Here is a 12,152-nt window from a genome sequence, read left to right as displayed (position 1 = left end):
ATTTATTTTAAAAAATAATTGCATTCTTTAAAAAAATGTAGTATATTACAATAGCTATAATATTTTTAATTGTTGACATCGAAATTTAAAAATATTATAATTTAAAAACATGAAAATTTAAGATATTTATATAGATATCTGTAGTACAAGGAGGTGTTTTTCTGATGAAAAGAACTTATCAGCCAAAAAGAAGACAAAGAAGCAGCGAACATGGATTTATTAAAAGAATGAGCACAAAATCCGGAAGAAATGTTTTGAAGAGAAGAAGGGCAAAAGGTAGAAAGAAATTGTCAGCATAAGGCCGCGTATGTGGCCTTTTATTCCATTTTCAAACATAGGTAAAAACAATGATAATCATAAAAAACAACAAAGAATACAAATCTGTCTATAATTGTAAGGATTCCATATCTGATTACAATATTGTTTTGTTTGTAAAAAAAAACAATTTAGGTTATAACAGGTTTGGTTTTACTGCTGCAAAAAAAATTAAATTGGCAGTAAAAAGGAACATCATAAGAAGAAGACTGAAAGAAATAGTAAGGTTAAACGAGTGTAATTTAAAAGAAGGCTATGATTTTGTTTTAATGGCCAGGGTTAATGCTGCTGATTCAGATTACAAGAGTCTGGAAAAATCATTTTTTAAACTGATGAAGAAAAAGAAAATGTTAAAGGGTGATCTAAATAAGTAAGCTGTTAATTTTTATTATACGAATATATCAGAAATTTTCTTCGAACTCGGGAGTAAGACACTGCAGATTTTACCCCACATGTTCGCAATATTTTGTTGAAGCGTTACAAAAATACGGTTTTATAAAAGGCTCATACTTAGGAATAAAACGAATTCTCAGATGTCATCCATTTCATCCCGGTGGGTATGATCCTTTGAAATAATACGGAGGATAAACATGAATTTAGATTTTTTAGCAAAGCCAATGGGTATGCTTGTTAAATTGTTATACGACATGGTATCTGTTTTTGATACCCAATATCTTTCTGCTTATGCAATTTCAATAATTTTGTCAACCATAATATTTAAGTTGATAGTAATGCCGTTGACGTTAAAGCAGACTAAATCTATGAAAAAAATGCAGGAATTAAATCCAAAAATACAGGAATTGCAGGAAAAGTACGGAAAAGATCCTCAGACGCTTCAAAGAAAACAAATGGAATTGTACAAAGAAGCTGAATACAGTCCTTTTGCAGGGTGTCTGCCTATGTTGATTCAATTCCCTATATTAATTGCGTTTTTTTATGTTATCAGATCACCTGAAGTATATGTTTTTAAGAATCTGGAAGCATATGATTTAATAAATAAAGCATTTTTTTGGATCAATGACTTGAGATACACTGAAAATTTTATTTTTGACGGCGGAATTGTAAATGGATTGTCAATGGGTGGAATGACACTTCCGTTCATTGGAGCAGCTGTTCCTATATTTGCTGCAATATCAGCATTTACAACATATCTGACAAGTAAAATGACAATGTCAACTCAGCCAGCAGGAAATGAACAGGCTATGGCTACACAAAAATCAATGAATATGATGATGCCTGTCATGATATTTGTTTTTGGTGTACAGTTCCCTGCAGGATTAGGATTATACTGGGTTGTTTCAAATGTATTTCAGTTGATACAACAATATGTTATTATGAATTCGTCCAAAAATCCGAAGGAGGAATTAAAATAGATGAAAAATGTAACTATTGAAAGATCTACAGTTGAAGAAGCTATTGCTGCTGCCTTGGAAGAACTGCATGCTGAGAAAGAAGAAGTGCAGATTGAAGTTATCAATGAGCCTTCAAAAGGTTTTTTCGGCTTGATAGGAAGCAAGGATGCAAAGGTCAAAGTAACCGTTACAAATGGTCCGGAAGAAAGAACAAAAAAATTCTTTGACGTCTTGCTTAAAAAAATGGAGATAGAAGCTGATTACCAGGTGGATTTTTCCGACAACGTTTTAAAAGTTGACATAGTTAAAATCGGAGAAGACGATAAAGGCATAATCATAGGCAAAAGAGGTAAAAATTTAGACGAAATTCAATTTCTTCTTAATTTGATAGTGAATAAAGGCAGAGAAAATTATGTAAGAGTTATTTTCAATGTTGAAGATTACAGAGCCAAAAGAGAAGAGACATTAAAGAAACTTGCAGCAAAAATGGCAGACAAGTGCAGGTACTACAAGCACAAGGTCAGACTCGAACCAATGAATCCTTATGAAAGAAGAATAATTCATTCTACTTTACAGGACGAAAAGGACATAATCACTTATTCTGAAGGTGATGAGCCTTTCAGAAAAGTTGTAATAGACTTAAAATAAGCATATCATATAACCCGGACAACCGGGTTATATTTTATATACTAGGAATTACATGATAATACCACATGCAGCATTAAATATTTATGTACATTTGTGAAAAAATAATGTAAAATATATGTGAATTATAAAGAAAGAAACGGTGATAGGATGAACAGTGATACGATAGCTGCAATAGCAACATTTCCAGGCAATGCTGGTATCAATATAATAAGAATAAGCGGTGATGATGCACTTAGTATAGCTGAAAAAATTTTTGTCAAAAAAGGTAGAAAAACGGGCGAAGGCAATAATTTAAAGCCAAGATACCTTCATTACGGCCATGTGATAGACAATCAGGGCAAAATTATAGATGAAGTACTGCTTTCTTACATGAAGGGTCCGAATACCTACACAAGAGAAGATGTAGTGGAGATAAACTGCCATGGAGGAGTTATTTCTGCAAAAAAAATACTTGAGACAGTCCTTCTTATGGGATCTCGTCCTGCAGAAAGAGGCGAATTCACAAAGAGAGCATTTCTTAACGGTAGAATAGACCTGACCCAGGCTGAAGCCGTCATAGATATTATCAATTCAAAGACAGATTCAAGCCATGCCATATCCATGAATCACCTTGAAGGCAGGCTTTCCAAAGAAATAAACAACATAATAGAAAAAGTCATGGACATACTTGCTAACATAGAAGTAAACATTGATTTTCCGGAATATGATGAAGACGAAATCACAATTTCAGACGCAAAAAGATTTTGCGAAGAAATTTCAAATAAAATAGATAAATTAATATCTACGGCTGATACAGGGAAAATATTCAAAGAAGGAATCAAGACGGTTATATTGGGAAAACCCAATGTAGGCAAGTCATCGCTCATGAATTTTCTCCTGAATGAAAACCGTGCTATTGTTACAGAAATCCCCGGTACCACAAGAGATACAATAGAAGAATATGTGAACATAAAGGGAATACCTTTAAGAATTATAGACACTGCAGGCATTAGAGATACAGAAGACAAAGTAGAAAAAATAGGTGTTGAAAAGGCTCTAAGCAAGGTGGATGAAGCAGATCTTGTTATGATGCTCTTTGATTCTTCAAGAGAACTTGAAGCTGAAGATGAGAAAATACTGCAGTATATACAGAATAAAAAAACAATTTATATAAAGAACAAAACGGATTTGGAAAACAAGCTTAATTTGACTGATTATGAAGACATAGAAAAAGATGCAATTAACATATCTGTGGTGAACAATCAGGGTCTTGATGAAATAATTGAAAAATTAAGCAGCATGTTTTTTGAGGGAGCAATAAATCTTGATAACGAGCTTATTATAAACAACGCAAGGCACAAGAATTTGCTGGTAAATGCAAAAAACAGCCTTGATGAAGTGTTAAAGTCAATTAACAACGGCATGACCATAGATTTTGTAGAAATAGACCTTAAGGAGACAATGGAAAATTTAGGTCTAATAGTTGGTAAGTCCGTAAGCGACGATTTGGTTGACAAAATATTCAATGAATTTTGCATAGGAAAATAGGAAGAGGAAACGAAATGGAAGACAAAGTAAGAGATTTTCTTGCAGAAGAAATAGATGTGGCTGTTGTGGGAGCAGGGCATGCAGGATGTGAAGCAGCGCTTGCAGCTTCAAGGCTCGGGCTAAGTACTATCATGATAACCATGACACTTGATTCAATAGCCATGATGCCGTGCAATCCAAACATTGGCGGAACTGCTAAAGGACACCTGGTGAGGGAAATTGATGCTCTGGGTGGAGAAATGGCTTTAAATATAGATAAAACTATGATACAATGTAAGATGCTGAACCGTTCAAAGGGACCGGCAGTTCATTCCCTCAGGGCTCAGGCAGACAAAAACAAGTATCACTCTGAAATGAAAAGAGTAATAGAAAATCAGAAAAATCTTGAAGTTGTTCAGGCTGAAGTTACAAGACTCACAGTGAATGATGACAAAACATTCAATGTCTATACAAAAGTAGGAGCATATTACAGGGCTAAATCAGTAATAATCACAACTGGAACATACCTTAAGGGAAGAGTATATATAGGAGAACTTAATTATTCTTCAGGACCAAATGGTTTGGCTCCCGCAAATGAGCTATCGGAATCATTGATGGATTTGGGAATAGAACTTAGAAAATTCAAGACTGGAACACCGGCTAGAATACACTCTGATTCTCTGGATTATGAAAAAATGGAAATGCAGTCAGGGGATGAAGAGATAATTCCCTTTTCATTCATGACTGATGAAATAAATATTGATCAAGTACCGTGCTATATAACATACACTACAGAAGAAACACATGAAATAATAAGAAAAAACCTGGACAGATCTCCTCTTTATGAAGGAGTTATAAAAAGCATTGGACCCAGGTACTGCCCTTCCATTGAAGATAAGGTTGTTAAATTTTCAGATAAGGACAGACACCAGCTGTTTGTTGAACCTGAAGGTCTCGACACAAAGGAAATGTACATTCAGGGAATGTCATCTTCTCTTCCATACGAAGTGCAGATTCAAATGTACAAATCTATGATTGGATTAGAAAATGCTAAAATCATGAGACCTGCTTATGCAATAGAATATGACTGCATTGACCCGACTCAGCTTAAAACAAGTTTGGAACTCATAAGCATTAAAAATTTATTTTTTGCTGGACAGGTGAATGGAAGTTCAGGTTACGAAGAAGCAGCAGCTCAGGGTCTGATAGCAGGAATAAATGCAGCCATGAGTTTGAAAAACAGAGAGCCCCTTGTTCTTGACCGTTCAGAAGCATACATCGGAGTATTGATTGACGACCTTGTGACTAAGGGGACAAATGAACCATACCGCATGATGACATCAAGGGCTGAGTACAGGCTTATATTGAGACAGGACAATGCAGATGAAAGACTTACAGAAAAGGGCTATGAAGTTGGTCTTGTTACAGAAGAAAGATATGAGAGATTTAAAACAAAGAAACAAAAAATAGAAGAAGAAATTGAACGCTTGAAAAACATAAAAATTACTCCGAAAAAAGAAGTAAATGAAATATTGGAGAGCCTTGGAAGCGCATCTTTAAAAATGCCTTTGAGCTTATATGATTTATTGAGAAGGACAGAGCTTGACTACGACAACACTGCGGCTCTTGATGAAGAAAGACCGCTGCTAAACAAAGAAACAAAGGATTATGTTGAAACAGTCATAAAGTATGATGGATACATTTCAAAGCAGATTAAGCAGGTAGAGCAGTTTAAAAAGCTTGAAAACAGAAGAATCCCAATCAGCATTGATTATGACAGCATAGGAAATTTAAGGCTTGAAGCTAAGCAGAAACTTAACAGAATAAGACCTGATTCTATAGGTCAGGCTTCGAGAATATCAGGAGTGTCACCATCCGACATCAATGTACTTTTGGTGTACATGATGACAAACGCAGCCAAATCTCACGACAAAGGAGAAAATCTTGATTAAAACAATGGAAGAGGGTTTCAGACAACTGAAATTGCCCTACAGCTCAGAAATTGAAAAGAAGTTCGCAAAGTACAGAGATCTTTTGAAAGAATGGAATCAAAAAATCAACATTACGTCCATTGAAGATGATGAAGAAATATATGTGAAGCACTTTTTAGACAGCATTGTTCTTCTGGATGAAGGAAATTTCTGCGAAAAGAAAAGTTTAATCGACATAGGTACAGGAGGAGGCTTTCCTGGATACCCTTTAAAAATTGTCAATGACAAACTGAGTGTTACTCTTTTGGACAGTCTGAGAAAAAGAATTGATTTTCTTGATATGGTCAGGAAGGAATTGAATCTTGACGGAGTGGAACTCATTCATGGCAGGGCAGAAGACTTCGGTCAAAATCCAAAGTACAGAGAACAATTTGATATATGTGTTTCAAGAGCTGTGGCGCCTCTCAATGTTTTAGGCGAATACTGCCTTCCGTTTGTAAAAGTGGGCGGATATTTTGCAGCATATAAAAGCGAAAATATTTCCAAGGAAATAACGGATTCTGAAAGTGCTATAAACAAGCTTGGGGGCAAAATTAAAGAAATTAAGGAAATTAATCTCCCCGGTTCAGAAATTTTAAGAAAAATAGTAATTATAGAAAAAATAGAACAGACAAACAGCAAGTACCCGAGAAAAGCGGGAAAACCAAGTAAAGATCCATTAATATGAGGGGGAGAAAATTTTGATAAGCAGTATAGTAAATATAGATGTTAACAAAATAATTCCTAATAAAAATCAACCAAGAAAAATTTTTGATGACAGGGCTCTTGAAGAGTTGAGCCAATCCATCAAAAACTATGGCATTATACAGCCCATAACTGTAAGAAAAATTTATGATGATATTTATGAGATTATTGCCGGTGAAAGACGATTCAAAGCCGTAAAGCTTCTAGGCAGGGAAACTATTCCTGCAGTAATCATTGAAGTAAAGGAAGAAGAATCAGCTGCAATGGCACTTATTGAAAATTTGCAGCGTGAAGATTTGGACTTTATTGAAGAAGCCATGGCTTACGAAAGACTTATTGAAGACTTTGAGCTAAATCAGACACAGCTGGCAGAAAAACTTGGTAAATCACAATCTACAATAGCAAACAAAATGCGTATATTAAAGCTTCCTGAATCAGTAAAACAAAAAATCAGAGAAGGAAGTTTAAGTGAACGACATGCAAGAGCTCTTTTGAAATTAGATGATGAAGAGCTGCTTTTAAGCATAGTGGAAAAAATAATAAAGAAAGACCTTAATGTGAGTGAAACTGAAAAGCTTGTAAGTTCCATAGCAGAAGATGTGAACCTCAAGAAAATTAAGGACAAGCGCTATGTAAGAAATTTTATCAGTTATAAAATTTATATCAACACAATAAAGAATGCTTATAACGAAATAGTTAAAACAGGCATAGAAGCGAGATTTGAGCAGGAAGAATCGGAAGAGTTCATTGAAATAAAGGTGAAAATTCCTAAAAAAAGCATGTAGAGGGTGAAAGTATGGCTAAAGTCATAAGCATATTCAATCAAAAAGGCGGAGTAGGAAAAACAACAACAAATGTTAACCTGTGTGCTGCGCTGGCTCTGAAAGGCAAAAAAGTTCTTAGTATTGACATAGACCCCCAGGGCAATTCAACCAGCGGGTTCGGTGTTAATAAAAATGAACTTGAGTATACAATTTATGATGTATTGATTGAAGATTATGATATTAACAAAATAATATGCAAAACAAATATTGAAAATCTGGAGCTGGTTCCTGCAAACATACAGCTGGCTGGAGCTGAAATAGAGCTTACAAACACAAAGTACAGGGAGAAAACTCTTAAAGAAAAGATGAGTATGCTGGACAATAAATATGATTTTATCATAATAGACTGCCCCCCCTCATTGGGACTTTTGTCATTGAATGCGCTGACTGCTTCAAATACTGTTCTAATACCCATACAGTGTGAATATTATTCATTGGAGGGTGTTGGACAACTCATTGATACGGTTAAGCTCGTAAGAAAAAATTTAAATCCTAAACTTGATATTGAAGGAGTTCTTCTTAATATGTTTGATGGAAGAACAAATCTTTCAGTGCAGGTTGTTGAAGAAGTTAAGAAATATTTTAAAGATAAAGTGTACAGGACTGTGATTCCAAGAAGCGTAAGATTGGCTGAAGCACCCAGCTTCGGGCAGCCCATCATGCTTTATGATGAAAAATCAAAGGGAAGTGAAGCATATTTGAAACTTTCCGAAGAAATCATCAAGAATAACTAGGAGGATAACATGGCTATTAAAAGAAAAGCCTTGGGCAAGGGTTTGTCAGCATTGATACCGGAGGAACTGGAAAAGGAAGATATAAAAAGAATCGAAGAAATAGACACAAATTTAATATGTCCTAATCCAAATCAGCCTCGTAAGGTATTTGAGCAGGATAAACTTGAGGAACTGACTGAGTCCATAAAAAAATATGGTGTAATCCAGCCTATTATCGTCAGAAAAGACAATGACATATACACAATTATCGCAGGCGAAAGAAGATGGAGAGCATGCAAGAATGCAAATATCAAATCAATGCCATGTATTGTCAGGGACATTGAAAATAAAAATGCTTCTGAAATAGCCTTGATTGAAAACATACAAAGAGAAGATTTAAATCCCATAGATGAAGCCAATGCTTATGATTTTATTATGGACAGATACGGCATAACACAGGAAGAAGTTTCAAATATTGTAGGAAAATCGAGGGTTTATGTTACAAATATAATGAGGCTTTCAAATCTTGACAGCTATGTTAAGGAAAAAATAGTAAACAATGAGATTTCTGCCGGACATGGAAGAGCAATATTGAGCTTATCTCCTGAAAAACAAATTGCCATGACTAACCTTATTATAAAAGAAAATTTAAGCGTGAGGGACGTTGAAAAGCTTGTAAGGGACACGAAGAAACCAAAAAGAAGAGTTCAGCCCGAAAAAGACAAATACCTGGCATATGTTGAGGAAATGCTTACAGATAGATTTTCTTCAAGAGTAAATATTAAAAGAAACAAGAATAAGGGCAAAATTGAAATAGAATATATTAACAATGAAGATTTGAACAGAATATTAGATTTGTTGAAAATAGAAGATTAATCAGCTAAAAGGTGATTTTTCTTTTCATTTATTGACAAACGTTTACAATTTTGGCGATTATTAATATTTGAACAAACTTCAATATACTAAACAATAAAAAATCTTTACTTTTTGACAACTATAAAAAAAATGGATAAATATAATAATGTAAAAAACGTTTACAGAATTAATAAAAGTAAATACAACCAGTATTAAATTTTCTAAAATATTTAATTGGTTCATTTGATTGACATTATATTAACAAAAATATATAATGGGAACAAATATCTGTTCAAAATAAACTAGGGAGGTTATTATTTTGATTAAAGGACTTGATGTTAGAGCTAATGAAAGGCAGTTTATTGAGCTTAAAGAGTACATTGACTCAATCAGACAATCACAGGGCATATTGATGCAGACTCTGCACAAGGCTCAGGAAATTTTCGGCTATCTTCCAATTGAAGTGCAGAAATTTATTGCTCATGAGGTAGATGTTCCGCTAGCTGAAGTTTATGGAGTTGCTACTTTTTACACACAATTTTCAATCACGCCAAAGGGAAAACATAAAATAGGAGTATGCCTTGGAACAGCATGTTATGTTAAGGGTTCACAGCTGGTTTTGGACAAGTTATCTAAAGAGTTAAACATAAGTGTTGGCGGCACAACTGAAGATAACGAGTTTACACTTGAGGCTACAAGATGTCTAGGTTGCTGTGGTCTTGCTCCTGTTATGATGATAGACGGTGATGTATACGGTAAGTTGGAACCTAAAAAAATTCCAGAAATTTTGGCCAAGTATAAAGATTAAGGGGGACGCTTATGAAATCTTTGGAAGAATTGAAAAAGTTAAGAGAAGAGTCAATTAAGAATATTGAAATGAGAAATACAGATAAGGATATTAGAGTTGTTGTGGGCATGGCAACATGTGGAATATCTGCAGGTGCAAGACCGGTTCTTACAACTTTGGTTGAAGAGGTTGCTAAAAGAAATTTAGGCAATGTGCAGGTAGTGCAGACAGGATGTATTGGAATGTGCACTTTGGAACCTATTGTAGAAGTATATACTGCTGATAAAGAAAAAGTAACCTATGTTCATATTGATCCGGAAAAAGCAAAAAGAATTGTGTCGGAACATTTGGCAAACAACAATGTTGTTGTTGAGTATACAATAGGTTCAGCTGAAAAACAGTAGAAGTGGAGGAGAAGCGATGAAGATTTTCAGATCTCATGTTTTGGTATGTGGCGGAACTGGGTGCAGTTCTTCAAATTCTGCTTTGATTAAGCAAAGATTTGAAGAAAAAATTAAAGAATTAAAGTTGGATGAAGAAGTACAGGTTGTTGCTACCGGATGTTTCGGTCTGTGCGAAGAAGGACCTGTAGTTATAATATATCCTGAAGGATCGTTCTATGCAAGAATGACTGTAGAAAGAGTTGACGAAATTTGCGAAGAACATCTGTTGAAGGGAAGAATTGTTAGAAAATATCTGTTTGATGAAAGTGCAAGAGAAGAAAAAATCAAGCCTCTCAGTGAAGTAGAATTTTATAAAAAACAAAAAAGAGTTGCTTTAAGAAACTGCGGAGTTATAAATCCTGAAGATATAAGTGAGTATATTGCAAGAGACGGCTACATGGCATTAGGAAAAGTTTTGACAGAAATGACTCCCACAGAGGTAATACAGCTTGTAAAGGATTCCGGTTTAAAAGGTAGAGGGGGAGCTGGTTTCTCTACAGGAATGAAATGGAGTTTTGCTGCTCCAAACCAAGCTGACCAGAAGTATGTAATCTGTAATGCTGACGAAGGAGATCCGGGTGCATTCATGGACAGAAGCGTTCTTGAAGGAGACCCACATGCTGTTTTGGAAGCAATGGCTATTGCAGGATATGCAATTGGAGCTACAAAGGGTTTTATTTATGTTAGAGCAGAATACCCAATAGCTGTTCACAGATTGGAAATTGCAATAAAACAAGCCAAAGAAGTAGGCCTTATAGGAAAGAATCTTTTTAACACGGGTTTTGATTTTGATGTTGAAATAAGACTTGGCGCAGGAGCATTCGTATGCGGTGAAGAAACAGCCCTTATGCAGTCAATAGAAGGCAAGAGAGGAATGTCAAGGAACAAGCCTCCATTCCCGGCAAACAAGGGATTATGGGGTAAGCCTACAATCATAAACAACGTTGAAACATTGGCCAATGTTCCTCAAATTATATTAAACGGTCCGGACTGGTTCAAGAGCTTCGGTACTGCAAAATCCCCCGGAACAAAAGTATTTGCACTTGGCGGAAAAATTAATAACACAGGTCTCGTTGAAGTTCCTATGGGAACATCTTTGAGAGAGGTTATTTACGATATAGGCGGCGGATGTCCGAACAACAAAGAGTTCAAGGCTGTTCAGACAGGAGGACCATCAGGAGGATGTTTGACTAAAGATCACCTGGATATTCCTATAGACTATGACAATCTTACAGCTGTAGGCTCAATGATGGGCTCAGGCGGAATGATTGTTATGGATGAAGACAACTGCATGGTTGACATAGCAAGATTTTTCCTTGATTTTACAGTTGATGAATCCTGCGGAAAATGTACACCATACCGTGAGGGAACAAAGAGAATGCTAGAAATTCTAGATAAGATAACAGAAGGCAAAGGCACTATGGAGGACCTGGATAAGCTTGAAAAGCTAGCTGTAAATATAAAGGAAACATCATTGTGCGGTTTGGGACAAACAGCTCCTAACCCTGTTTTGTCAACGTTGAGATATTTTAGAGATGAATATGAAGCTCACGTTTTGGAGAAAAGATGTCCTGCTGGAGTTTGCCAATCACTCTTAAGATATATTATCACTATGGATTGCAAGGGATGTACAAAGTGTGCGAGAATATGCCCTGTTGGTGCAATTGAAGGAAAAGTGAAGGAAATTCATGTTATCAATCAGGATAAGTGTATTAAATGCGGCGCTTGTATGGATGCTTGTACATTCCATGCTATCATTAAAAAGTAAGGAAGGCAGGTGTTATAATTGGATAAAGTAAATGTAACTATAAATGGAATAACGGTAAATGTCCCAAAAGATTATACGGTATTGATGGCTGCAAGAGAAGCGGGAATTGATATACCAACACTTTGTTTTTTAAAGGATATCAATGAAATAGCTGCCTGCAGGGTATGCGTTGTAGAAGTTGACATTAAGGGTGTACCAATGCGTAATCTTCCTGCATCCTGTGTACTTCAGGTTCAGGATGGAATGAATGTAAGAACAAACACTCC

At 35.4% G+C, this 12,152-nt stretch carries 15 protein-coding genes; all 15 read left to right on the top strand.

Annotated features, from left to right (window positions below; all coding sequences use genetic code 11):
• Nucleotides 1-164: 164 nt before the first annotated feature.
• Nucleotides 165-299: a 50S ribosomal protein L34 gene (gene rpmH, locus BN358_RS08425; RefSeq protein ID WP_019228796.1), complete on the top strand. Its 135-nt coding sequence runs from the start codon at nt 165-167 to the stop codon at nt 297-299.
• Nucleotides 300-347: 48 nt separating this feature from the next.
• Nucleotides 348-689 carry a ribonuclease P protein component gene (rnpA, locus tag BN358_RS08420; protein WP_019228795.1) on the top strand — a complete coding sequence of 114 codons (342 nt, stop codon included), beginning with the start codon at nt 348-350 and terminating at the stop codon, nt 687-689.
• Entirely contained in the window at nt 682-891 is a 210-nt protein-coding gene (gene yidD, locus BN358_RS22825; protein WP_083851547.1) for a membrane protein insertion efficiency factor YidD, read from the top strand. The genes rnpA and yidD overlap by 8 nt, the downstream gene beginning before the upstream one ends.
• A gap of 14 nt (nt 892-905) precedes the next feature.
• Nucleotides 906-1,688, top strand: coding sequence for a YidC/Oxa1 family membrane protein insertase (locus BN358_RS08415; protein ID WP_019228794.1), 783 nt, complete (start codon nt 906-908; stop codon nt 1,686-1,688).
• Nucleotides 1,689-2,315 (top strand): RNA-binding cell elongation regulator Jag/EloR, encoded by a 627-nt coding sequence (gene jag / locus BN358_RS08410; protein ID WP_019228793.1) that lies wholly within the window; start codon nt 1,689-1,691, stop codon nt 2,313-2,315.
• A 147-nt stretch (nt 2,316-2,462) separates the two neighbouring features.
• On the top strand, nt 2,463-3,842 hold the full coding sequence (mnmE, locus tag BN358_RS08405; protein ID WP_019228792.1) for a tRNA uridine-5-carboxymethylaminomethyl(34) synthesis GTPase MnmE: 1,380 nt from the start codon (nt 2,463-2,465) through the stop codon (nt 3,840-3,842).
• A 14-nt stretch (nt 3,843-3,856) separates the two neighbouring features.
• A complete protein-coding gene (mnmG, locus tag BN358_RS08400; protein WP_019228791.1) occupies nt 3,857-5,773 on the top strand; it encodes a tRNA uridine-5-carboxymethylaminomethyl(34) synthesis enzyme MnmG in 1,917 nt (638 codons plus the stop codon).
• Nucleotides 5,766-6,479 (top strand): 16S rRNA (guanine(527)-N(7))-methyltransferase RsmG, encoded by a 714-nt coding sequence (rsmG, locus tag BN358_RS08395; RefSeq protein ID WP_019228790.1) that lies wholly within the window; start codon nt 5,766-5,768, stop codon nt 6,477-6,479. The genes mnmG and rsmG overlap by 8 nt, the downstream gene beginning before the upstream one ends.
• A gap of 13 nt (nt 6,480-6,492) precedes the next feature.
• On the top strand, nt 6,493-7,281 hold the full coding sequence (gene noc / locus BN358_RS08390; RefSeq protein ID WP_019228789.1) for a nucleoid occlusion protein: 789 nt from the start codon (nt 6,493-6,495) through the stop codon (nt 7,279-7,281).
• Nucleotides 7,282-7,292: 11 nt separating this feature from the next.
• On the top strand, nt 7,293-8,054 hold the full coding sequence (locus BN358_RS08385; RefSeq protein WP_019228788.1) for a ParA family protein: 762 nt from the start codon (nt 7,293-7,295) through the stop codon (nt 8,052-8,054).
• A 9-nt stretch (nt 8,055-8,063) separates the two neighbouring features.
• Complete coding sequence (locus BN358_RS08380) at nt 8,064-8,909, top strand: ParB/RepB/Spo0J family partition protein (RefSeq protein WP_019228787.1); 846 nt, start codon at nt 8,064-8,066, stop codon at nt 8,907-8,909.
• A 298-nt stretch (nt 8,910-9,207) separates the two neighbouring features.
• On the top strand, nt 9,208-9,696 hold the full coding sequence (nuoE, locus tag BN358_RS08375) for an NADH-quinone oxidoreductase subunit NuoE (RefSeq protein ID WP_019228786.1): 489 nt from the start codon (nt 9,208-9,210) through the stop codon (nt 9,694-9,696).
• Between the two features lie 11 nt (nt 9,697-9,707).
• On the top strand, nt 9,708-10,079 hold the full coding sequence (locus tag BN358_RS08370) for a ferredoxin (RefSeq protein ID WP_019228785.1): 372 nt from the start codon (nt 9,708-9,710) through the stop codon (nt 10,077-10,079).
• Nucleotides 10,080-10,095: 16 nt separating this feature from the next.
• Nucleotides 10,096-11,886, top strand: coding sequence for an NADH-quinone oxidoreductase subunit NuoF (gene nuoF, locus BN358_RS08365; RefSeq protein WP_019228784.1), 1,791 nt, complete (start codon nt 10,096-10,098; stop codon nt 11,884-11,886).
• Nucleotides 11,887-11,904: 18 nt separating this feature from the next.
• On the top strand, nt 11,905-12,152 hold a 248-nt coding region (locus BN358_RS08360), incomplete at its 3' end, for a 2Fe-2S iron-sulfur cluster-binding protein (protein ID WP_040582239.1).

This window comes from Sedimentibacter sp. B4, from assembly GCF_000309315.1.
GTDB classification, from domain to species: domain Bacteria; phylum Bacillota; class Clostridia; order Tissierellales; family Sedimentibacteraceae; genus Sedimentibacter; species Sedimentibacter saalensis.
The sequence above is the reverse complement of the archived record's forward strand: the minus strand, read 5'-3'. Positions and strand labels throughout refer to the sequence as shown.